The organism is Anoxybacteroides voinovskiense (genome assembly GCF_014196205.1).
Taxonomy (GTDB): domain Bacteria; phylum Bacillota; class Bacilli; order Bacillales; family Anoxybacillaceae; genus Anoxybacteroides; species Anoxybacteroides voinovskiense.
In genome coordinates this window covers 38,875-61,082 of sequence record NZ_JACIDE010000016.1, presented here as the reverse complement: position 1 = coordinate 61,082, position 22,208 = coordinate 38,875, and the positions used below count along the sequence as shown (strand labels likewise).

21 protein-coding genes are annotated in these 22,208 nt (G+C 44.5%); 2 read left to right on the top strand and 19 right to left on the bottom strand.

All coding sequences use genetic code 11. The features are described 5' to 3' along the window. Nucleotide 1: 1 nt before the first annotated feature. The 14 genes from GGR02_RS11260 to GGR02_RS17595 all read right to left on the bottom strand — a co-directional run bounded on the left by GGR02_RS11260 (nucleotide 2) and on the right by GGR02_RS17595 (nucleotide 15,536). Entirely contained in the window at nucleotides 2-457 is a 456-nt protein-coding gene (locus tag GGR02_RS11260) for a tripartite tricarboxylate transporter TctB family protein (RefSeq protein WP_183184939.1), read from the bottom strand. Nucleotides 458-512: 55 nt separating this feature from the next. Further along, nucleotides 513-1,550, bottom strand: coding sequence for a tripartite tricarboxylate transporter substrate binding protein (locus GGR02_RS11255; RefSeq protein ID WP_183184937.1), 1,038 nt, complete (start codon nucleotides 1,548-1,550; stop codon nucleotides 513-515). A gap of 256 nt (nucleotides 1,551-1,806) precedes the next feature. Next, complete coding sequence (locus GGR02_RS11250; protein WP_183184935.1) at nucleotides 1,807-2,226, bottom strand: DUF4275 family protein; 420 nt, start codon at nucleotides 2,224-2,226, stop codon at nucleotides 1,807-1,809. A gap of 159 nt (nucleotides 2,227-2,385) precedes the next feature. Next, nucleotides 2,386-3,537, bottom strand: a complete 1,152-nt coding sequence (locus GGR02_RS11245; RefSeq protein WP_183184933.1) for a mannitol-1-phosphate 5-dehydrogenase — start codon at nucleotides 3,535-3,537, stop codon at nucleotides 2,386-2,388. A 1-nt stretch (nucleotide 3,538) separates the two neighbouring features. Continuing rightward, nucleotides 3,539-3,976 carry a PTS sugar transporter subunit IIA gene (locus GGR02_RS11240; protein ID WP_183184968.1) on the bottom strand — a complete coding sequence of 146 codons (438 nt, stop codon included), beginning with the start codon at nucleotides 3,974-3,976 and terminating at the stop codon, nucleotides 3,539-3,541. Then, on the bottom strand, nucleotides 3,973-6,048 hold the full coding sequence (locus GGR02_RS11235) for a BglG family transcription antiterminator (RefSeq protein ID WP_183184931.1): 2,076 nt from the start codon (nucleotides 6,046-6,048) through the stop codon (nucleotides 3,973-3,975). Before GGR02_RS11235 ends, GGR02_RS11240 begins: the two co-directional genes overlap by 4 nt. Before the next feature lie 185 nt (nucleotides 6,049-6,233). Continuing rightward, nucleotides 6,234-7,643 carry a PTS mannitol transporter subunit IICB gene (locus GGR02_RS11230; protein WP_183184929.1) on the bottom strand — a complete coding sequence of 470 codons (1,410 nt, stop codon included), beginning with the start codon at nucleotides 7,641-7,643 and terminating at the stop codon, nucleotides 6,234-6,236. Nucleotides 7,644-7,816: 173 nt separating this feature from the next. Further along, nucleotides 7,817-9,181 carry an FAD-binding oxidoreductase gene (locus GGR02_RS11225; protein WP_183184927.1) on the bottom strand — a complete coding sequence of 455 codons (1,365 nt, stop codon included), beginning with the start codon at nucleotides 9,179-9,181 and terminating at the stop codon, nucleotides 7,817-7,819. 11 nt (nucleotides 9,182-9,192) lie between these two features. Continuing rightward, nucleotides 9,193-10,167, bottom strand: coding sequence for an alpha-ketoacid dehydrogenase subunit beta (locus tag GGR02_RS11220; RefSeq protein WP_183184925.1), 975 nt, complete (start codon nucleotides 10,165-10,167; stop codon nucleotides 9,193-9,195). Nucleotide 10,168: 1 nt separating this feature from the next. Beyond that, the gene (gene pdhA, locus GGR02_RS11215; RefSeq protein ID WP_183184923.1) at nucleotides 10,169-11,251 is read right to left on the bottom strand and encodes a pyruvate dehydrogenase (acetyl-transferring) E1 component subunit alpha; all 1,083 of its coding nucleotides are present in this window, start codon (nucleotides 11,249-11,251) and stop codon (nucleotides 10,169-10,171) included. A gap of 85 nt (nucleotides 11,252-11,336) precedes the next feature. Continuing rightward, nucleotides 11,337-12,590 carry a dihydrolipoamide acetyltransferase family protein gene (locus GGR02_RS11210; protein WP_183184921.1) on the bottom strand — a complete coding sequence of 418 codons (1,254 nt, stop codon included), beginning with the start codon at nucleotides 12,588-12,590 and terminating at the stop codon, nucleotides 11,337-11,339. Nucleotides 12,591-12,905: 315 nt separating this feature from the next. After that, nucleotides 12,906-13,979, bottom strand: coding sequence for a pyruvate kinase (gene pyk / locus GGR02_RS11205; RefSeq protein WP_183184919.1), 1,074 nt, complete (start codon nucleotides 13,977-13,979; stop codon nucleotides 12,906-12,908). A gap of 182 nt (nucleotides 13,980-14,161) precedes the next feature. Beyond that, nucleotides 14,162-15,361, bottom strand: a complete 1,200-nt coding sequence (locus tag GGR02_RS11200) for an MFS transporter (protein WP_183184917.1) — start codon at nucleotides 15,359-15,361, stop codon at nucleotides 14,162-14,164. A gap of 40 nt (nucleotides 15,362-15,401) precedes the next feature. After that, nucleotides 15,402-15,536, bottom strand: a complete 135-nt coding sequence (locus tag GGR02_RS17595) for a hypothetical protein (RefSeq protein ID WP_260175078.1) — start codon at nucleotides 15,534-15,536, stop codon at nucleotides 15,402-15,404. A 451-nt stretch (nucleotides 15,537-15,987) separates the two neighbouring features. On the opposite strand from GGR02_RS17595, the gene GGR02_RS11195 reads away from it, so the two are divergent. Beyond that, nucleotides 15,988-17,526 carry a multicopper oxidase family protein gene (locus GGR02_RS11195; protein WP_183184915.1) on the top strand — a complete coding sequence of 513 codons (1,539 nt, stop codon included), beginning with the start codon at nucleotides 15,988-15,990 and terminating at the stop codon, nucleotides 17,524-17,526. Between the two features lie 39 nt (nucleotides 17,527-17,565). On the opposite strand, the gene GGR02_RS11190 is transcribed toward GGR02_RS11195, so the two are convergent. From GGR02_RS11190 to GGR02_RS11170, 5 genes are all read right to left on the bottom strand, one after another. Beyond that, entirely contained in the window at nucleotides 17,566-17,910 is a 345-nt protein-coding gene (locus tag GGR02_RS11190; RefSeq protein WP_183184913.1) for a HepT-like ribonuclease domain-containing protein, read from the bottom strand. Next, nucleotides 17,894-18,169 carry a nucleotidyltransferase family protein gene (locus GGR02_RS11185; RefSeq protein ID WP_183184966.1) on the bottom strand — a complete coding sequence of 92 codons (276 nt, stop codon included), beginning with the start codon at nucleotides 18,167-18,169 and terminating at the stop codon, nucleotides 17,894-17,896. Before GGR02_RS11185 ends, GGR02_RS11190 begins: the two co-directional genes overlap by 17 nt. 145 nt (nucleotides 18,170-18,314) lie before the next feature. After that, nucleotides 18,315-18,518, bottom strand: coding sequence for a copper chaperone CopZ (gene copZ / locus GGR02_RS11180; protein ID WP_183184911.1), 204 nt, complete (start codon nucleotides 18,516-18,518; stop codon nucleotides 18,315-18,317). 21 nt (nucleotides 18,519-18,539) lie between these two features. Then, nucleotides 18,540-20,927: a heavy metal translocating P-type ATPase gene (locus GGR02_RS11175; RefSeq protein ID WP_183184909.1), complete on the bottom strand. Its 2,388-nt coding sequence runs from the start codon at nucleotides 20,925-20,927 to the stop codon at nucleotides 18,540-18,542. Nucleotides 20,928-20,941: 14 nt separating this feature from the next. Next, nucleotides 20,942-21,253 (bottom strand): metal-sensing transcriptional repressor, encoded by a 312-nt coding sequence (locus GGR02_RS11170; protein WP_183184908.1) that lies wholly within the window; start codon nucleotides 21,251-21,253, stop codon nucleotides 20,942-20,944. 186 nt (nucleotides 21,254-21,439) lie between these two features. Between GGR02_RS11170 and GGR02_RS11165 the strand changes: the two genes are divergently transcribed. Beyond that, on the top strand, nucleotides 21,440-22,147 hold the full coding sequence (locus tag GGR02_RS11165) for a cytochrome c biogenesis protein CcdA (RefSeq protein WP_144329731.1): 708 nt from the start codon (nucleotides 21,440-21,442) through the stop codon (nucleotides 22,145-22,147). Nucleotides 22,148-22,208: the final 61 nt, after the last annotated feature.

Genomic DNA, 22,208 nt, shown 5'->3' with positions numbered 1-22,208 from the left:
CTTACCTCAACCAAATCGGCCAACTTGGCAACGTACCTTGTAGCATCTTAACGTATAGTCCATACACTCCTAACGAAAAACAGGCGGCAATAATGATTGATTTCCAGATCGAACCTTTTTCCATCGTCTGAAATCCGATGACAAGGAAAAGAAAAGTGGTGATTACGTATCCGATTGGTTCAAGTAATATAGTGTAAAAAATGGCGGAGATGAATATAGTCCAAAATTTTTTATATTGCAACCGTTGTTTTTCCCCGTGAGTCGACGGATACCGCATCGTTTCGAATAGCAACTTAACGCTAAGCAATACAAGAATAAGCCCTAGCAAAAATGGAAATACGTTTGGACCGACTACACTGCCATAAGCACTCTTTGAAATTCGTAAACTCTCTATCATAAACAGTACTCCTATTGCTAAAAACGTTAAAGTCGCAATACGGTCAAACGTTTTGTTCATCGTTACACCTTCCTTTCGGTTGGGAAAAGGGGGAGAGAATTCTCCCCCCGTCCATTTATTTATGCATGCCAAGCGACTTCAACATATCGCTAATCAATGTTTCTTGTTCTTGTAAAAATTTCGTAAATTCCTCTGCATTTTTGTAGTCTGACTGCCATCCTTGCTTCTCTAGTTCTTGTTTCCACTGATCACTCTCTACTAGTTTTTGGAACGTTTCTTCCCAAAACTTCTTCGCATCTGCAGACATTTCTTTCGGGCCAAACACCCCTCGCCAAATCGTAAACTCTGCATCAATACCAAGTTCTTTCATCGTCGGAACGTCTTTCAAGTCTCCGCTAAGTCGTTCAGACGATGAAACAGCAAGCACTTTCACTTTTCCTGCTTTCACATACTCACCAACCGAGGAAGCATCTGTCGCAATAACGTCTGCGTTTCCACCAAGTAGAGCCGCAATCGCTTCGCCACCTCCATCGTATGAAACGTATTTGACATCTTTCGGATCAATCCCTGATTTATAAATCGGAAGAATCGCCACTAAATGGTCCATTGAACCTGGTGCCGATCCGCCAGCGATTGTGATAGACTTTGGATCTTTTTTAATTTCATCAAGCAACTGAGCTAATGACTGGAATTTGGAATCCGCTTTGACAACGATCGCGCCAAAATCTTTCGTTAATTGGGCAAGCGGGGTAGTATCTTTATAACCAAATGGGCTATTTCCTTCTGCTTTTAAGTTGTTAATGATGATCGGCGGAGAATTTACAAATAGCTTATAATCATTTTTTGTATCTTGAGTGGCATACTCGGCCATAAACACTGCTCCGCCGCCACCCGGCTTATTCTCCACTGTCATCGTTTGCTTCACTAAATTCGTTTCGCTCAATACTTTCGTAATCGCGCGTGCAGTTAAATCCCATCCCCCTCCAGCCCCTGAAGGTGCGACAAACACAATCGGTTTTGTCGGATAATCCGACCGTTTTTCAGATGTCTTCGTTGTCGTATTCGCTTCTTTTGTTGTGGAGCTGCTTCCACATGCGCTAAGAATTAGTACAACCAACCCTATAACCAACCAACTGACCCATTTTCTCACCATTTTCTTCCCCCTTCGTTTGATAACGTTTACATATTCGAAAGTAATTATAGCAACATTTTTCAGAAAAATAAGTTTTTGAAAATAAAAATAATTTTGTTCATTTTGTGCACAAAAAAATCCCTTTGCCGGAAGGGAGTGACAAAGTTTCTCTATTAATCTTACAATGCAAAAAACAGAGAGCCACGTACGGCTCTCTGTTTCTATGAAACTTCGACAATTTTCGGATCGCAATGCACAGGCACGAAACTGGTCCTCCTTAACTCCTTTGCCCTTTTCGATAAAAATACGGTCCGCAAAACCATTCGTGCGTTTGCACATATGTCCATGTAAACGTTGGGTCGATAACGTATAAATCGTGCTCATCTTGTAAATCTTCCGCACGCAAACATTGTGCATTCATCAGATGATATACCCGATCGTCGTTTTGATAAAAAATAAGGCATTCCTCTTTCTGCTCGCGATTAAATATTTCCACAGCTTCCCTTTCTTCTAAGCAAGGAAGCATTTTGTAGCTAAACACATGCCAGAGAAACTGATCAAAATAAATAGAAGCTTTTTCTTGTTGGGAGATGTGATCAGCAAATGCCCTTTCCCATTGAGCACGCAATTGTTCTCCCATCTTGCCAATTTTCTTCACAATAACGCCCTTTGCTTGTAACTTCTCAATCCATCCCATTTTTCTCCTCCATTCAGTAACAACCTTGTCGTTCTTTATTTTACCAAAAATATATCTCCCCATCGAGTTCCGATTTTTCTTGTCCGCATTATTTCGTTACGCATCATATATCCCTGAAATTTTCCTCTGATAAAAAAACCCCGTTTTATCGGGGTTCGTTTATTTCTTCCACATATCCATTTGTTCTTTAATAGCACGCGTAAGCGGATGATCTGCTTGCAGTTGGGCGTATTGCAATAATGCTCGTTCGATGCCGTGTTCGCGAATGGTCGTTTGCAACTCGACTGCTTCTGCGTCTTCTTTGTAGTCAAACTGTAAAAGCGCGGCAATTCCTTTTACGAGCCCGAATGGAATTTCGCCAAACAAATGGTAGTATTGGGTTGCTGGGCCGACTAACCGATCGTTCGCGCCGAGTTTACGAATTGGCGAACGGGCTACTCGTGTCACTTCATCGGTAATGGCTGGATTTGTGAACCGTTGAGCAATTTTTTCGATATATGCCCCGTGTTCTTCGGCGCTCCACCCATATTTTTCGATAAGCACACGACCTGATTCATGAAGCGCCTTCGTGACGTCGGCACGTACGGAATCATCTTCCATCGCTTCGTTAATCGTCGCGTATTTTTTCGCATACCCTAAATACGCCGCAAGGGCATGGCCTGTATTGACGGTGAACAGTTTCCGTTCAATGTAAGGTTGTAATTCTTCGACAAAATGCGCACCGACAATTGTTGGAATCTCTCCAATCATTTCGTTCGTTTCAATCACCCATTCAAAAAACGGTTCGACGATAACCATTAATGGATCGTCATTTTTTTGGTTTGGCACAATGCGGTCAACGGCGCTATTCGGAAAGCCGCAAAACGTCGCAAGCGCTCCTTGTTCTTCTGCGGACAAATAGTCCATCACATGTTTCTTTAAAAAGCTGCTTCCGCCAATCATATTTTCACACGCAATGACATTCACTCGTTTTTCTGGCGTAGCCAATCGTTTCCGCAACCCGTCGGCGATTACTTTCGCAATGTGCGGCAATACGTTCGGACCAACGGCGGTAGTGACTAAATCCGCTTCGGCAATACGGGAAACGACTTCTTCGTACTGCTTTTGGCTATGGAGGGCGGAAACGCCGCGAATAATCTGTTCTTCGCGCAATTCGCCAGCAATAACGACACGGTATTCTTGACGTTCTTGTAGACGTTGCACTAATTCGTCATTCACATCGACAAACACGACTTCATAGCCTGATTGTGAAAGCAAGCTCCCAATAAATCCTCTGCCGATATTCCCTGCACCAAAATGAACGGCTAACATATTAGTTCACCTCGTTTAACAGTTCGAGAATTTCTTCTTTCGTTGTCGCTTGAATCATTTTTTCCACATTTTCTGCTTCGGAACAAACGAGCGCGATTTTTGATAAAATTTCTAAATGCTCGTTATCTTTTCCGGCAATACCAATCAATATTTTCACGATATTCCCTGCGCCAAAATCAACGCCGTTTGGCACTTGGATAAACGAAAGCCCTGCTTTTTTCACAAGCGCCTTCGCTTCTTCTGTTCCGTGCGGAATCGCGATAAAATTTCCCATGTATGTCGATGTTAACGCTTCTCGTTCAAACATTTTGTCGATATACACGTCATCCACATAGCCCTGTTCGACTAACACTTTCCCTGCTAAGCGAATCGCTTCTTCTTTGTTCCCTATTTCAGCACCTAGTACGATGTTTTCTTTTGTTAACACTGACACAGTTATTCACTCCCTAGTTGAATAAAATGGTAAAAAAATGCTTCAAACTGCCGGCTTAAGAAAGCATGAAGCTGTGCTTCCGTTCCGTGTGCAAATAATGAAATGCTTTCCTCGTCTTTAATAATGAGCGAGCTTAAATGGCTGAGCACAGAAAGCATCGCTTCTGGCGCTTCACTTGGCGCCAATAACAACAACATGCGCTCCATCTTCATCGGCTGTTGATCCATGCCCATGACGGTCTGCGGGTGAGAAAGCGGATAGACCGTAAACGTAGGACGCAACACATCCGGGCTTCGCGCATGGTACAACGCTAACGTTGTTTCTGGAATCCCTAATCCTCCCGCTTGTTCTCTTCGTAACAATTCATTCACGACCGATTTGGCGTCTCGAATCGTTCCTTTCTTCTGTAGCTGTTGGCACGCCTCGACAAGCGCGTCGTGGACAGAATCGGTAGTTAGCGGTTGAACCGTTAATTCCTTTAGTAACTGTACAATCGTTTCGCTCACGACTTGAATGGCATTCATTTTTTGAATCATATTTCCAGCAGCGCTCGACTCTACTGGTCGCACTTTCGCTTTTTTGTCTTTAATAAATCGGCGAATTGCCACTACTTCGTCGTCTTGCAGCATCGGGCTGACGAGAAAATACGGCTCTTCTAACGAAATCGGCACAGTCGATACGATTAAATCATAGTGGCTAGGCTCAATGTACCGCAAGTCAAAAAACGATTTTTGCTCAATTTGCGAAATATCTGGTATTTCTTTTTTCAGCCGTGTTGCTAAGATTTTTGCTGTTCCTAACCCGCTAGAACAAATAACGAGCGCGTGCAATCCTTTCTTCCCACGCAATAATGCCGAGGCAAAATGAAGAACGACATACCCAATTTCTTCTTTTGGAATAACGACTTCCGAAAAGACATCGTTCATCGCTTCCTCGACGATGTGAAATAATTCGGAATAGTCTTTTGTAATTTTGTCAAGCAGCGGATTCGAAATGCCCATATTATGTTGAATGCGATAGAGCGCCGGCTTTAAATGGACGACTAAATCTTCGTACAGTGGATAATCATCCGTTAAATCGACATGCAGTTTATCGCTGACATATCGAATCAATTCCTGCGTTTTCATGCCGATTTCTAGACTTGCTTCCTCTAGCATATATCCTTGGCGGTCGCGCATCTTTGCACCCATTAAATGCATCGTAATATAGCCGATTTCTTCTTTTGGAATCGAAACCGAAAACGCTGCTTCTAATGACTGTGCGATTTTTTCTGCTGTTTTGTATTCTTTTGTCGTTTGAATCGTTTCTAAATATTGCGCCTCAAAGTTAATTGGCTCTCCTTGCATAATGCGCTCAATCGCTAGCGCCAGATGAATGACGAGCGCGATATACGAACTGTCCGCGATCGTAAACGGAAGTTCGGCCTTCATTTGTTCCATTTGTGCTTCGATGACAAACAGCTTTTTCTTATCAACTAGCCCAAGCAGTTTTTCTGTCACGGTGTTGATTGTATCGGCCGATTTTTTTTGAATCGATTCTTTCATAAACGAAAGAAATTGCGATTCATCAAAATGGCGGAACAACAATTCGCTCATCATTTTCCGCTTCGCTGCTTCTGACCCGGCAATTTCTACGCCATAGCCTCGTTTGCGAATGAGCGAAAGGCCTTGTTTTTCCAGTTCTTCTTGAATTTTGTCCAAATCGTTGCTGATGGTGGCGACGGTTACGTTTAAATCATTGGCTAGCGATAACAATTTGACTGGCTCTACCGCTTCTAATAACGCAATTAAAATCATCGTTTGGCGCTCTTCTGGCGTATACTCTGGATGCGATAAGTGAAAAAGGCGAATTTGCAGCTCGCGCTTTTTCTCTGCTTCACCGCTAATTTGAATGCCGACCCCTGCTTTTTTCACTAGCGCTAGTTCGTAGTCTTCTAAAAGGCGCTCAAGCCCTTTTAAATCGCGGTGAATCGTCCGTTCGCTCACATCAAGCATAGCGGCGATTTCCCCGATCGTAATTCCTTTCTCATGCGACAATAAAACGTCTAATATTTTCCGTTCCCTTGCCGATATATACACACCGTTCACCTCCTTAGCAACGATTTGTTGACAAAATTGAACATCATCTGCACCTTTCACTTTCAATTGTAAAACGCTTACCGAACAATCACAACCAATAGAAAGCATTGTTTCGTCCGGTTGATTGTTGACATTTTTTAAATAGACCAAAAGGTAAGTACGCGTACTTACCTTTTGGTGGTTTATTATTTTCCTTCTTTTAGCATTTGGACAAGTTCGTCATATTTTGGACTGCTTAAGAAGTTGTCGACCGATACGTGATAAGCGTTCGGCAATTTTTCTTTTGCGCGTGCGGTTAACGTTTGCTGCGTAATGACAACGTCGGCGTCCGCCGGAAGTTGGTTAATTGCTGTGTTGATGACTTCGATGTCTAGTCCTGCTTTTTGCACCTTGTTGCGCATGATCGACGCACCCATTGCGCTAGAACCCATGCCGGCATCGCATGCGAACACAATTTTTTTCACGTTTGATGGCGTAGCGTTTGTTTTTAGCATTGTTGCAGCATCGCTTTTCTTTCCTTTTAATTGCTGCATTTGCTCTGCTGCTTTGCTTAAATCTTCTTCGCCTTCATTTTGCTTAGATGTTTTTAAGAAGAATGAAGCGACAAGGAACGATACCGTTGCTGCGACAAGCACACCTGCTAATACTCCTAAGTAGTTGCCACGCGGTGTCATCGCAAGAAGGGCGAAAATACTACCTGGCGATGGAACGGCGACAAGCCCTGCGTTGAAAATTGTGAAAGTGAACACGCCGCTCACGCCGCCAGCCATTGCTGCTAAAATTAAAATCGGTCTCATTAAAATGTACGGAAAGTAAATTTCATGAATTCCACCAAGGAAATGGATAATGATTGCACCAGGTGCCGATTGTTTCGCCATTCCTTTGCCAAATAACCAGTATGCCAACAAAATACCAAGCCCTGGGCCTGGGTTTGTTTCCAATAAGAATAAAATCGATTTTCCTGCTTTTGCTGCTTGCTCTACGCCGAGCGGGCTTAAAATTCCATGGTTGATGGCGTTATTTAAAAAGAGTACTTTCGCTGGCTCGATGAAAAGGTTCGCAAGCGGTAACAATTTCATGTTCACAATCGCTTCGACGCCAGCGGCTAGCGTTTTGTTTAATCCTAATACGACAGGTCCGACTCCTTTAAACGCAATAAGCGTTAACAACCCACCGAGAATTCCGGCAGAGAAGTTGTTGACTAACATTTCAAACCCTTGTTTTACTTTTCCATGAATGAGTTCGTCAAATTTTTTGATTAAGTACCCGCCAAGCGGTCCCATAATCATGGCGCCTAAAAACATCGGAACGTCAGCCCCGACAACAACCCCCATCGTCGCCGTTGCCCCGACGACACCGCCGCGAACGTCGTAAATCATTTTACCGCCTGTATAACCGATTAATAATGGCAATAAGTACGTAATCATCGGCCCGACAAGTTTCGCAAACGACTCGTTCGGCGTCCATCCTGTTGGAATAAATAATGCGGTAATAATCCCCCAAGCGATAAATGCACCGATATTTGGCATGATCATGCCGCTTAAATAGCTACCAAACCGCTGCACTTTCACGCGAAAGCCTGTTTGATTTTCCATCTTTGTTCCTCCTTCATAAATTGGTCTTGCTATAGCTTCATCTTAAAGCGCTTACAGTGTCGTTTCAATGTAAAGTAAATATCATTTTGTCTGACACATTCTTGTCATTTTTTTAATAACGGCAAACGTAAAGCAAAAAGCTGTGTGAACGAATGCCACACAGCTTGCTTTCCTCATATAAAAATTTTCCCCGGATTTAAAATGCCGTTCGGGTCAAATAGTCGTTTAATTCCTTTCATTAACATGACGGAATCGCCATGTTCTTCGTACAAAAAGCGGCGTTTTCCGATCCCGATTCCGTGCTCGCCTGTGCATGTTCCGCCGCGCGCTAACGCGTAGCGGACGATGTGTTCGTGAATTTTTTCGATGCGTGTTACTTCTTCTGTATCGTTCGGATCAAAAGCGAGTACGGTATGATAATTCCCGTCGCCAACATGGCCGAAAATCGCTGCGGTTAGCCCGTGCTCCTCCACGAGTTGGCGCGTGTTGCGAATGGCTTCGGCAAGTTCCGAAACAGGCACGCAAACATCGGTCGACAATAGCGCTTTTCCGGGATACGCGGCTTGAATGGCGAACGCCGCATGATGCCGCGCTTCCCATAACGCCGTGCGGGCGATGGAGTCGTCTTCCATTTGGAATGCCACGCATTGTCCCTCTTCACACAATTGTCGGACGATTTCCGTCCCTTCTTTCACACTCGTTGCACTGCCGCTTAGTTCGATAAATAACGTCGGCGCCACTAAGTAATTGGTCTGTTTGTACCGATTGACGGCTTCGATTGTCTGCTCATCGACTAGCTCTATTTTTCCGAGCGCCACCCCTGCTTTCATGATTTCAGCTGCTGTTTGTGCAGCCATAGGCAAAGAAACAAAACTCGCTTTCAAGGCATTTGTTGCTTCTGGAATGCCTTGAAGGCGAACGATCAGGCGTGTAAATACGCCTAACGTCCCTTCCGAACCGACAAATAGTCCCGTCAAATCATATCCAGCAGACGATTTCAGCGCCATGCCGCCTGTATGCACGATCGTTCCATCAGCGAGTACGACTTCTAGCCCAAGCACTTGATCGCGCATGACGCCATATTTTACGCTATTTGTGCCGCTAGCATTCGTTGCCGCCATTCCGCCAATGGTCGCATCGGCTCCGGGGTCGACAGGGAAAAAGAGCCCGTACTTTTTAAGCGCTTCATTTAGCTGCATTCGCGTCACCCCAGGTTCGACGACAGCTAAAAAATCATCTGGACGAATCTCGAGAATGCGGTTCATTTTTGTCATATTTAACGTAATCCCGCCATTGACAGGAATAATATGCCCTTCTAAGCTGCTGCCGGCGCCAAACGGCGTGATCGGTATGTTCCGCTCGTTTGCATACGCCAGCACCGCACTTACTTCCGCCGCCGTATTCGGAAAAACAACGACATCCGGTTTTCGTGGGGCATGGTACGCTAACCCTTTGCTATGCTGTTCCAGTACTGTTTCGTTTCTTGTCACTCGCTCGCGGTCGCCAATTCGTTCGACGATGTCTTCATACATTCCCATCGCTATCCCTCCTAATAGCGCATGAGCATTTGCACGCCTTCTATCATGCGCGCTGCGTTAGGCAGCCAGTCGTCTTCTACCGACGGCACTGGATACGGTGTATCGTAACCGGTTATGCGCACAATTGGAGCGGACAGAGAAAACAACGCCCGCTCGCCAATGAGCGCTGCAATTTCTGCACCAAATCCATTTGTTTTCACCGCCTCATGGACAATCATTACGCGTCCTGTTTTGGAAACAGAGGAATAAATCGTATCCCAATCGAGCGGCTGTAACGAACGGAGGTCAATGACTTCTATGTCCACTTTCCCCTTCATTTCTTCTGCGATTTTTGCCGCAAGCGGTACGCTTGCTCCCCATGAAATGATCGTCACATCTTCTCCTTCTTTCACCACGCGCGCTTTTCCGAGCGGAATTTCGTACGGCTCTTCTGGCACTTCCATGCGAAAAGCGCGATATAGCTTCATCGGTTCTAAAAATAGCACCGGGTCTTCGTCGCGGATCGCTGAAATGAACAATCCTTTCGCATCGTAGGCGTTCGATGGCATGACAATTTTCAATCCTGGTGAATGGGCAAACAATCCTTCTAGTGCATCGGAGTGAAGCTCAGGAGTCCGCACGCCGCCACCATATGGACTGCGGACGACAAGCGGACATGTAAATCTTCCTGCTGAACGAAACCGAAGGCGCGCCGCTTGTGCCGCCAATTGATCCATCGCCTGATAGACAAAGCCAAGAAACTGGATTTCCGCAATCGGACGAAATCCGTTTGCCGCCAGCCCAATCGATGTGCCGATAATCCCCGATTCCGCAAGCGGAGTATCAAAAACGCGCGCTTCGCCAAACTGTTCGAATAGCCCGTCGGTTGCACGAAATACCCCGCCATTTTTCCCGACGTCTTCTCCTAATACAATAACGCGCTCGTCTCGCTCCATTTCTTGCCGCATCGCGTCATGGATTGCTTGAATCATCGTCATTTCCGCCATCTTACTTCCCCTCCTTCACACGATTTCTTCGAATCACTTCCTGCTGCTGCTCATACAACAATGGACTTGGTTCGTCGTATACATAGCGAAATATGTCGGCAAGCGACGGTGCTTCCACCGAAGCCGCTTCTTCGTACGCTTTCGTCACTTCATCGTTTACTTGCGCCACCCATGCTTCTTCTTGTGCGTCCGTCCAAATGTTGCGTTTTTCTAGTAGCTTTCGCAGGCGATGAAGTGGGTCTTTCGTTCGTTTCCATCGCTCTACTTCTTCTTCGCTTCGATATTTCGTCGGATCATCCGATGTCGTATGCGGCCCTAGCCGATAGGTTAGCGCTTCGATTAATACTGGGCCTTTCCCTTCCCGCGCCATCTGAACAGCTTCTTTCGTCGTTTTGTACACGGCAAGCACATCGTTGCCGTCGACGAGCACCCCTTTCATTCCGTAAGCGAGTGCTTTTTGGGCAATCGTTCGGCTCGCCGTTTGTTTTTGGATGGGAACGCTAATGGCATAGTGGTTGTTCTGGCAAAAGAAAATGACGGGAACTTGATAGACAGCGGCAAAATTAAGCGCCTCGTGAAAATCGCCTTCCGATGTAGCGCCATCTCCAAAATAGCAGACGGACACATGCCGTTCCCCTTTCAATTTCGTTGCCCACGCGCATCCTGTCGCATGCAACGTTTGCGCTCCGATAATAATTTGAATCGGGAAAATGTTTAGGCCATCTGGTGTTTTTCCGCCAAGCACATGTCCTCTCACGTAATGAAAAATTTGCGTCAATGGCATTCCATGTGCCAAACATGCCGCAATTTCTCGATAGCTTGGGAAAAGCCAATCTTCTTTATCTAACGCCAATACGCTTCCGATTTGTGCAGCTTCTTGTCCACTAAATGGGGCGTATGTGCCGATTCGGCCTTGCCGCTGCATTTTTAACAGCCGTTCATCAATCACCCTTGCTTTTCGCATCCACTGATACAGCGTAAGGAGAAGATCGTCGGAGAAAGATTGTAACGTTTCTTCCTCCCCGTTTCCGTTTTCATCCAATAGCTGCACCATCTCGATGCGCAACTCGTTTTGGTCTATCATTTTCCTTTCCCCCTTGAATTTGGATGATTTGCTAAGTTACCGGACATCTTGTTGGCAACATCGACTCCATTCCGCCGTTGGTAAGTTATCGGACATCTAGTAAAAGTTGTTCCGGTTTTTCTAACACGCTAGCGACTGCCGACATAAACTGTCCCGCTGGCTCCCCGTCGATGACGCGGTGGTCGAAGGTTAGCGAAATGCCCATCATATCCCGAATGACGATTTCTTCTCCGACGACGACTGGTTTTCGCTTTATCGCATGGACACCTAAAATTGCAACTTCTGGATAGTTAATAATCGGCGTCGCAAACCAGCCGCCGTTTGCTCCGGTACTTGTAATCGTGAACGTGCTTCCTTGCAATTCATCGACACGAAGCGTATGGCGATGGGCTTTTTCCGTCAACTTGGCAAGTTCTTCCGCAAGCTCGCGAATCGATTTTTGGTCGGCATGGCGAATAACTGGAACGACAAGCCCCTCTTTCGTCGCCGTGGCAATTCCGATATGATATTCTTTTTTCAGTACGATTTCGTTCGTCGCTTCATCGAGCGTTGCGTTAAACAGCGGGTGTTCCTTTAACGCACGCGTGACTGCTTTAATAACAAACGGCAAATAAGTAAGCTTTATAGACGTGCCTTCTAGCTGCTTCATTAAACTTGTCCGAATGTCGACAAGCTTTGTTACATCGACTTCATCCATTCCGGTGACATGTGGGGCAGTGTATGCTGATTTGACCATTTTCTCTGCAATTTTTTTTCGCAATCCGCGAATCGGAAGGCGTTCTTCCGCTTGCTTTAGTGGAGGCACCGTCGCCTCTATTGTTTCTAGCGCAGGGGCAACCGCGGCCGCTGCTCGTTCGGTTGCATACCGTTCTAAATCGGCAAAGACGACCCTTCCTCCTTCGCCTGTTCCTTTCACTTCTTCAATTGGGATCCCCATCTCCCGTGCCCGCTTTCGAACGGACGGCGCCGCAATCACGTGCTTTTTTCGGTGAGGGACAGGTTGCTCTATCGCTTGTTGTGGCGCAAGTGTTGCAATTGCCTGAGGCGACGCAGACGGTGCCGCCTGCTGCGGTGTATATGGTGCAACCGCTTCCATTTTTTCTTGCATATCGACGATGATAAGCGGCTCTCCTACCCTCACCACTTCTCCCTCAGATCCAGCAAGAGCAACGACTTTTCCCGCAACAGGGGTGGAAATTTCAACCGTCGCTTTATCGGTCTGGATTTCTGCAATTGGCTGATCGATTGCTACTTCTTCTCCTTCGTGAACGAACCATCGAACAATCTCCGCTTCATGCAGCCCTTCACCGACGTCCGGCAGTTTAAATTCGTAGCGCATCGGTATCTTCTCCTTTTCTTTCTTCATCGAACATGATGCCATGGAAGTTCATAGATGTGGGTCATCGATTCTAGATGTGAGGACAGTGTAGAAGCAGTTGTTTTTTTCGGCAAAATAAATAAGTCGAAATATTCTGAATGATATATTTATCATAATGGGCATTTTCTTCCACGTCAATCTCTATCTTTTAGACATTTTTCGCAAAAAAACGCGCGATTGGCGCGCAAGATAATGTTATGGTGAAATACAGTTGATTATGATGGAGCATATCGTCTACGTTAGTCCATAATAAAAACTCCTACCACGAACACATGGTTAGGAGAAAAAACGTCCTTCGATTAATTTCATCATGTCTTCAAAGTCAAACGGGGCTTCGCTTTTCAGCTTTTCGGCAAATGCGCTGATCGTTTGTAATACGGTTACGCTTTCTACTGGATGCTTTCCTGTGGCGCTTTCTGCCGATAACATCACCGCATTCGTGCCGTCGAGCACCGCTTGAAAAATGTCAGTCACTTCGGCGCGCGTGGGATTTTCTTGCTCCACCATCGACTGCAACATTTGTGTTGCTGTAATGATATACGTATGAGAGCGATTGCATTCGTAAATCATCGCCTTTTGTAAAAGCGGAACCCACGCCAAGGGCAGTTCGACTCCTAAATCGCCGCGTGCTACCATGATTCCGTCTGCTGCCTCGCGAATGGCTGGAAAGTTTTTCACCGCTTCTAACGTTTCTATTTTGGCGATAACTATCGGCTTTTTCGCATTGCCCATGGAAGCGATGAACCGACGAGCTTCATGCAAATGAGCTGCTTCCCGAACAAATGAACACGCGACCATATCGACTTCCTCACGCAACAAGAATTCCAAATCGCGCTCATCTTTTTTCGTCAAAGCTGGCAATGATAGTTTCGTTCCTGGCAAATTGACACTCTTCCGACTCCCAATTGGTCCACCGGTGATTACTTCTGTTTCGATTTCTTGTTCTCCTATTCGTTTGACGACCAATTCTACCGCTCCGTCATTTAATAAAATTTTTGCCCCGATGGTGACGTCTTTCGTCATTTGCTCATAGTCTACCCCTGCTTCCTTGTCTGTCCCGAGGCAGTCGGTCGTCCGTAACGTAAACCGTTGTCCTTTTTGTAATACGACCGTTCCGCCTTGTATGTCGCCTAACCGAATTTTTGGTCCTTGCAAATCCCCTAATATTTTTACTTTCTTTCCGAATTGTTTATTTAACGAGCGAACCGTTTCGATGACCTTTTGATGGTTACACTGTTCCCCGTGCGATAAATTGAGTCTTACAACCGTCATTCCATGCTCCATTAACGCTTGAATCATGTCCCGACGATTCGTCGCTGGTCCAATGGTGCAAATGAGATCGATTGCCATCTTTTCATCTCCTCTTTCACAAACATTTTCCTTTAGTTTGCCGCGATAGCCCGGTGGTTAAACAACATTTCTGCAAAAAAAGACGAACGAGAGGTAAACTCGTTCGCAAAAGGCATGGGGCAGCCGACAAGCTAAGCGTTGCTGACTACGGAAAAAAAGACTCGCTAGTTGTCCAGTGCTTGCTATGCAGCTATATGTCTGTCGCTGACGCTTCTCGACCATATTTTTCTCAAAGGCACTACTAAAAGGAGGTAAACAGAGCCAAAGAGTGCGAAACTGATAGCCAAAATTTTTTGCGGATCGGTATAAGCATGCAGCACCAAAAACAAGATAATTCCAATCATCCGCCCCAATCCTAAAGGAATTTCACGAATAACAATATAATCTAAACGCCGTTCTTGATAGGCTGGATCTTTTTCGATCGAAGCATACGTCCACGCATTAAACGTTGTTGTAATAAGATTAAATCCAATTGTTGATAGAATCGTATACACAACGAGAATCGAAAATGTTTGTTTCAGGCTAAGTAAAATCGATGAACCACAAAGCAACAACGCTCCGACAGCGTAAATATTCAGCCTCCGTTCCGGTCTAGACAATCTTGATAGCACGAATGAGGTAAACATGCCCATCACCGCAGCAAACGTAGCAAATCCGCCAAGGGCGAGCTCGCTTTTTAAGATCGAATAAGACATCATTGTCACAAGAAACGTTGAATACGTCCCTTCGACAACACCAGATCCCATAGTCACCCAATACATCCCTTTCCATTCTCGAGACGGGTTTTTCCATACTTCTATCAACTGTGATTGCCTCGGTACTTGTTTCCCTTTTAGCCTAAAGGACATTACCACAACTACTAAAAACCAAAGAAGAGTGAGGCTGAAAACTAGATAGTATCCTTTCATCCCCGCGTAACGTTCGATAAAATACCCCGCCACTATCGGTGCAATCATTCCACTAATGCTATTTAATACATTACCTAAGTAAAGAAAACGATCTCTCTCTTTGTCTTCCGTACTGTCCAACGATTGCATATGCATTCCAATGGCAAAAAAACTCGCTCCTAATCCCATCAAAAAGCCGATTTCGTAAATATGCGCTGCACTTTGTTCTTGATAAAACAATACGAAACCGAAAGTTAAAATAAAAAAGATAACGCCCAAACGCAAACTCGCCATCGGCGTTTTTTTGCGAGCATAAGAAGCACAAAGCGGAAAACTGACTAAAATGACAAAAGACCAAATGAAACTGTACTTGGCCAAAAAAGTGTACGATGAGTTCAACTTCCAAAGAAATACGTTGATGAACGTATTAGACATTCCGAATGCAAACGTAAAAAATGCCATCATCCACAAATATAAGCGAGCTTCTTTTGTCATTTCCCTACACCTTTCTAGAATAAAAGTTCAGGCGTGTTGATTAACCATTAAAAACCAGTTGAAATCGCTCTATTCCTAGCTTTTCTGCCGTAGTCGGCAAGCGGTTCGCTTGCCGACTGGGCATGCTGTACGCATGCTCTCCTCGAACAATGAACGCTTTGCGGGCAAATGACATTTGCCCGCCGGCGTTCTTGTTCGAGGGAAGAGGCAGAAAAGCTTGTGTTCAGTCAAATGATTCTGTGTTTTTAGTAAAATATTGGATAATCAACACTCGTGATAAAAGTTTCCTTGAAACCATTCACGTATGTAAGCAAAGAACGAATCTGCTGCTATCGATGTCTTTCCTCCCCCCTTTTCTCTTTTTTATGGAATCGATTTCATTTTTTCATTGAATAGCGCTCCGGAACACGTACACCGTATTCCCAACCACCAAAAAAGCGACTTACGCTTATTATTTAGTAAAACATATCTGGAAAAATAAATCAAAGCTAACGCCCTTTTCACAACAGACGCGATAGCGGAGAGAGAACGCCTAACAAACGAGTGATTGCCTAGCGTTTCTCCATACATTTTGCACATTTCTTTTTTATAATGATGGTACGATACAAGTGGATGGAGGGAAAGCGATGAAGAAATTATGGTTAGGAATTGTTTTAGCAGGAGTGGTTGCGATTAGTGCAGCTTGCTCCAATACGATGCAAGGACACGATATGTCCAACATGCATAAGAAAAAAGAAACTACTTCCAATAAAGAGAATTTGCCTTTGGCAACCGCTACAGAATCGCTATCTGGGAAAGAGATTCACCTTACCGCGAAGGAAGCATTATTACAAATTAACGATCAAGTCAAACTCCCGGTATACACGTATAATGGATCGGTACCCGGTGCGCAAATCCGCGTAAAACAAGGGGATCGCGTAAAAATTGTTTTTAAAAACGAATTACCTGAGCCGACAGCGATTCATTGGCACGGCTATCCTGTTCCAAATAGTCAAGATGGGGTTCCAGGCGCTACGATGAACGCCATTAAACCAGGGGAAACGTTTACGTATGAATTTACGGCAACCGTACCTGGAACGTATTGGTATCATTCGCATCAAAAAAGCGCCGAGCAAGTGGACAAAGGATTATACGGTACATTAATCGTTGAACCGAAAAATGAGGAAAAAGTCGATCGAGACTATACGCTTGTGTTAGACGAATGGATGAGCGATCCGAACGCAGAAAGCAATATGAACATGAATATGAGCGGCATGGATCATGGCAATATGGATATGAACAGCATGGGACATAACATGAATATGTACGATATTTTCACGATTAACGGAAAAAGCGGAACAGCCATTGAGCCTTTAAAAGTGAAAAAAGGGGAAAAAATACGGCTTCGCCTAATTAACGCAGGGTACATGTCCCACAAGCTTCATTTGCACGGACATAAGTTTCAAATTGTCGCAACGGATGGTCAGCCGATCAACAGCCCACAACCAATCAAAGACGAATTGTTAAATATCGCTCCAGGTGAGCGCTACGACATTGAGTTTATCGCGAATAACCCGGGTGAATGGCTGCTGGAATGCCACGGCGATATGAAAGGCACCGATGGCATGAAAGTGAACATTCAATACGAAGGACAAGCAAACAATACGGACAAAGCGAACGCAAAAGAAAATCTCCCTGTGGTAGATATTGAAAAATACGGAAAATATGAGACAGGTCCATTTACGTTAGACCAAAAATATGATGTAGAGTACACGATGGATTTAGGAACGGCGATGGGGAAAAATGGGATGATTTTCACGATTAATGGGAAAACGTATCCTGACACAGCGCCAATCAACGTGAAAAAAGGCGATCTCGTCAAAGTAAAATTCGTGAACCATTCACCGATGGATATACACCCGATGCATTTACACGGACATTTCTTCCAAGTATTAAGCAAAAACGGGAAGCCAGTCACAGGCGCTCCATTGATTAAAGATACGTTAAATATAAATCCGGGTGAAGAATATGTTGTCGCATTTCAAGCAGATAATCCAGGAAATTGGATGTTCCATTGCCACGACTTGCATCACGCTTCAGCGGGAATGGTCACCGAACTAAAATACAAAGACTACAAATCAAGCTATACGCCAGATCCGAATGATACAATGAATAAGGGAGAATAACGATAAACACCCCTCCAAATAAAAGCGTTGGAGGGGTGTTTAAATCTCTCTCTCATTTAGCAATTGCTTAATATGTTGCTTTAGCTTAGGGATTTTATTTTGGACAACATCCCAAACAATTCGGTAATTAATAGAGAAATAACCGTGAATCATCATATCCCTCATGCCAGCCATCTTTCTCCATTCGATATGTGGGGATGCCTGTCTCATTTCGTTTGGAATGTTTTTTGCTGCTTCTCCGATTACTAATATGTTTTTAATGACCGCATCTGATATTAAGTCATTATCTAGAAAGTCATCATAAGAAAGCCCTTGGGTGTACTTCTCAATTTTTTCTGCAGCGACCAAAATGTCTTGTAAAAAAACACTAGGCTCTCTCTGCATACTTAGCACTCCTTAAAATAATTGGCTTTAATGCCGGCTTAATATCATCTACAATCACTAAATCTACCGGTTTTTGAAAATGATCTTCCAAACTCAGTTTCAACTCCATATAATGATCAAACGTCACTGCATCATCCATAAATTCTACTAACACATCAATGTCACTCGATTCCCTTTGTTCTCCACGACTGTACGAACCAAATAACCCGATTCGCTTTACGCCATACTTTTTGCTCCATATATCTAAATTTTTTGACATTTCACGAAGTATGTCTTGTTGTGATAACAAATGAATCACCACCTTTTTCTTCGTATCTGCTATTTTCATTATAACATCTCGGTGAAAAAAAATTTGCGCTATTGAAAAGGGGTGCCCGATTCTTTTCGGGACACCCTCTCTCTCCTTACTTCACATCATATCCTTGCTCTTCAATCGCTTCTTTCATTTTTTCTACGCTAACCTTTGTTTCATCATACTCGACATCGACCGTACCTTCTTGCAAATGCACCTCTACACGGCTAACGCCATCCAATGCTTGAAGGGCGTTCGTCACCGCTGCTTTGCAATGTCCGCATGTCATTCCTTGTACTTGTAATGTAATCGTCATCATCCATTCCTCCTTAAATGTTTATATTTTCACGCGTTTCAAACGAAGCGCGTTTGTCACAACGGATACAGAGCTAAATGCCATCGCTGCCCCAGCGATCCATGGTTCCAATAATCCGAGAGCGGCTACAGGAATGCCAACTGTATTATAGAACAACGCCCAGAACAGATTTTGCCGAATGTTTTTCATTGTTTTGCGGCTTAACTCAATCGCTTTCGGGATATGCGCTAAATCCCCGCCGACCAAGGTAACATCGGCCGTTTCGATCGCGACATCTGCTCCTGTGCCAATCGCCATCCCAATATCCGCTTTCGCAAGAGCTGGAGCGTCGTTAATGCCATCGCCGACCATCGCGACTCGTTTTCCTTGTTTTTGCAAATCCTCCACGATGTTCGCTTTGTCTTCTGGAAGCACTTCCGAGTATACGTGTTCAATGCTGACTTGTTTCGCGATTGCTTCGGCTGTTCGTTTGTTGTCTCCCGTTACCATATACACGTCGATGCCCATTTGTTTTAATGTTTGAATCGCTTCTTTGGAGCTTTCTTTTACTGTATCCGCGACAGCAATGATGCCGGCAAGCTGTCCATCGATGGCAACGAGCATCACTGTTTTCCCTTGTTTTTCAAGCTCTACCATTTTATCTTCATGCACAGAAATCGCTACAGAGCGTTCCTTCATCAATTTTCGCGTTCCAATAAGGATGCTTTTTCCGTCAATGACAGCTTCAATTCCGTGGCCGGTAATGGCGGAGAAGTGCTCCAATGGCTTCATCGAAATCGCTTGTTTCTTCCCGTATTCGACAATCGCATGAGCCAACGGATGTTCCGAAGCGCTCTCGGCTGAAACGGCATAGTCAAGCATGTTTTCTTGGAATTGTAACACATCTGTCACTTCCGGTTTTCCTTTTGTCACTGTTCCTGTTTTATCGAGTAAGACCGCGTTGATTTTATGCGTTCCCTCTAGGTACTCACCTCCTTTAAAGAGAATCCCTTGTTCTGCCCCTTTGCCTGTACCGACCATAATCGATGTCGGCGTGGCAAGACCGAGCGCACAAGGACACGCAATGACGAGAACGGCGATGGCCACTTCAAGCGCTTTTGCCAAATCACCCGGCGCAACAAAGAAGTACCATATAATGAATGCAACGATAGCAATTCCTACAACAATCGGTACGAAAATACCTGAGATGACATCGGCCATTCGCTGAATCGGAGCTTTCGAACCTTGCGCCTCTTCGACGATTTTAATGATATTGGCGAGTGCTGTATCTTTCCCTACTTTTTCTGCGCGAATGGTCAGCACACCATTTGTATTGATGGTTGCCCCGATCACATAGTCGCCTTCCTTCTTATCAACCGGAATCGATTCACCGGTAATCATCGATTCGTCTACGGAAGATGCTCCGGCGATGACAGTACCGTCTACCGGGATTTTTTCTCCTGGCTTAACAATAATCGTATCCCCGATCATCACTTCTTCGAGCGGAACTTTTATTTCTTCCCCATTACGAATGACAGTAGCTTCTTTTGCCTGCAGGCTAAGTAGCTTTGAAATCGCTTCTGTTGTTCGCCCTTTCGCAAGAGCCTCAAAGTATTTTCCGACAAGCACAAGCGTAATCAAGACGGCACTCGTTTCAAAATATAATCTTGGCATATATTCAGGATTCCCAAGTGTCCGAAAAGCTTCGTACAAGCTGTAAAAGTACGCGGCCGATGTTCCAAGCGCCACTAGGACGTCCATGTTCGCGCTCTTATTTCGTAACGCCCGGTACGCCCCGACATAGAAAGGACCGCCGATGTAGAACTGAACCGGTGTAGCTAAAAGAAGCTGGAACCACGGATTCATCAGCAAATGCGGCATCGGCAAGCCTATATCAAACGGCATATGGGCAACCATCGTATAAAGTAGCGGCAACGATAAGATGATGGAAATGGCGAGTTGCCGTTGTTTTTGTTTAAGCCGCTCTTCTTTCCGGCCAGCATCGTCTTGTTCTTCGTTTCGAATTTGCCCTTTGTACCCAAGCTTTTTGATTTTCTCTAAAATGTCTTCGACCGACGTTACGCCTTCTTTATATTCGACCACCGCACTGTTTGTCGCTAAATTCACCGTAGCGCTTGTCACGCCCTCCATCCGATGCAATCCTTTTTCAATCCGTGTCGCACATGCCGCACATGTCATGCCTTCAATATCGAGCGTCACTTTTTCTGTCGCAACGCCATACCCTAACTTTTCAATTTTCGCTTCAATATCGGCAAGGCTATATTTATTCGGGTCGTATTGAACGGTCGCTTTTTCCATCGCTAAATTGACCGTTGCTTCTACACCGTCCATTTTATTCAACACTTTTTCAATGCGGGCAGAACAGGCGGCACATGTCATGCCGGTCACCTTCAGTGTCACCGTTCGCATCCATTTCCCCTCCCTTACTTCGAAAATTGATTAATGACCTCCATTAGCTCACGAATGGATTCTTCTCCGCTTCCTTCGCGGATCGCTTTCGACACACAATGGCTGACATGGCGTTCTAACAAACTCAATCCGACTTTATTTAACGCGGCCGTGATTGCAGAGATTTGCACTAAAATATCGATGCAATACCGATTGTCTTCGACCATTTTTTGCACCCCGCGCACTTGTCCTTCAATGCGCTTCAAGCGCTTAATAATGCTTTCGATTTCCTGTTCCGTTCGTGGAACCATTTTTTTATCCATATGTTGATCTTCACAATGGTTCATCAAACATCACCCCTTCAATTACATTATACCGGTAATGGGTATGAAACGCAACTAGGACATCTTACAATCATGTTCGCCAACAAGCCATAATAAACACTAAGTAGGAAAAATCCCATTTTCCACAAAAAATTCACAATTTTATTTTACAGTATCGTTATTAAGATTGAAGAGAGAGGATCGATCAATATGAACGATATCAATGTATTTCTAGCTTTCGGAGCGGGATTGCTGTCTTTTATATCCCCTTGTTGTTTACCACTATATCCAGCTTTTTTATCTTACATTACTGGAGTATCCGTTGATGAAATAAAGAAAGAGAATGGGATGCTTCAAAAACGCGCAATACTCCATACATTCTTTTTCTTGCTCGGTTTTTCCGTCATCTTCATCGCTATTGGTTTTGGGACTTCTGTAATAGGAAAATTATTCGTTAATTACCAAGATTTAATCAGACAAATTAGCGCCTTGTTCATTATCTTTTTTGGTCTCGTCATTTTAGGTGTATTTTCACCTTCCTTTATGATGAAAGATAAACGGTTAGTTTTCCGCAACAAGCCTTCCGGTTATTTTGGCTCTATTTTAATCGGAATAGGATTCGCAGCGGGCTGGACTCCCTGCACAGGTCCAATTCTTGTATCAGTGATCGCGTTAGCCGCTACCAAACCGAGTGCAGCCATGTTGTACATGTTCGCATATGTATTAGGGTTTGCCGTGCCTTTTTTCATCATGTCATTTTTTATCAGCAAGTTGAATTGGATAAAAAGATACAACGCTGTCATCGTCAAAGTCGGAGGAGTTCTTATGATTATCATGGGAATTATGCTGTTTTTTGATTGGATGACAAAGATCATTATCTTTTTTACAGGTTTGTTTGGTGGGTTCACAGGTTTTTAATATACTCCCGAAATCCCCTTGAGTGAATAGTAACAATTTTTGTTATTATCCACTCAGGAGG